Source organism: Bartonella sp. CL71SXKL (assembly GCF_042194935.1).
GTDB lineage: Bacteria > Pseudomonadota > Alphaproteobacteria > Rhizobiales > Rhizobiaceae > Bartonella.
In genome coordinates, this window is the sequence record NZ_JBHINI010000091.1 from 1 (window position 1) to 874 (window position 874).

Below are 874 nucleotides of genomic sequence, written 5' to 3' on the forward strand. Positions count from 1 at the left end.
GGGGTGCATTTATAGCTTGGTTTATAGGGATCATGCTTGGCATGTTTTAAATCCTACGCCTCTCTCTTTATCACAAGAACCGGTTATTCCCATTTATCCGACAGGGACGATAGGAATTTTTGGAATGCAAGTTTTGCCAGAGGACTGGTTACCTTGTGATGGGAAGGCTTATTTGCGTAGTGATTATCCTGCTCTTTATGAAGCGATAGGGATCAGATGGGGAGGCGCTGATACTTGGAACAAGTTTAACGTTCCCGATTTGCGTGGTGTTTTTTTACGAGGTGTTGATGATGACCGCGAGATAGACCGCTTTCGTTATCTTGGCACTTTACAAAATGACGCAATGAGAAAGCATGATCATAGTGGTCAATCCTTTACGATTTTGAATGATGAAAATCAGGAAGAGAGTTGGCATGGTGATATGACGATCATCTGGGGATATGTGTTGAATGAACAGCAAAGGTTGAAGCTTGCTGAACGTTTGGGCGTGAGAGCAGAGGATATACGTGTGCACCATAAGCTCGCCTTTCCCCATTCCCACCTTCACATGCGTGATGTTGCATTGGCAAGTTCAGGTGTAAGTGAGACGCGTCCGATTAATATAAGTGTTGTATTTGGAATCAAGACGTGAGGTTCAGATGTCCACGATTTATGATTGGTCTTTAACGGCATCTGAGAATGGTGGTGCTGATGCTTTAATTAATTGGTCAGAGGGACAGCACCCTAACACGGTTAATAATAGCGCTCGTTTTATGATGCAACGGGTAAGTGAGTATTTATCGGATACGGGGGGTGTGCTTGAAGGGATTGTGACGGTTGATAATAACCAAAAGACGAGCGTGATAAGGCTTCTAAGCCAATCGGCATTTTTAGA

At 43.8% G+C, this 874-nt stretch carries 1 protein-coding gene and 1 pseudogene; both read left to right on the plus strand.

All coding sequences use genetic code 11. From position 1 onward, the window contains the following. The coding region (locus ACFILA_RS09625; protein WP_375661136.1) for a phage tail protein at positions 1-631 on the plus strand (631 nt) is incomplete at its 5' end. 7 nt (positions 632-638) lie between these two features. Next, positions 639-874: pseudogene (locus ACFILA_RS09630) on the plus strand (phage tail protein); the annotation flags it as partial.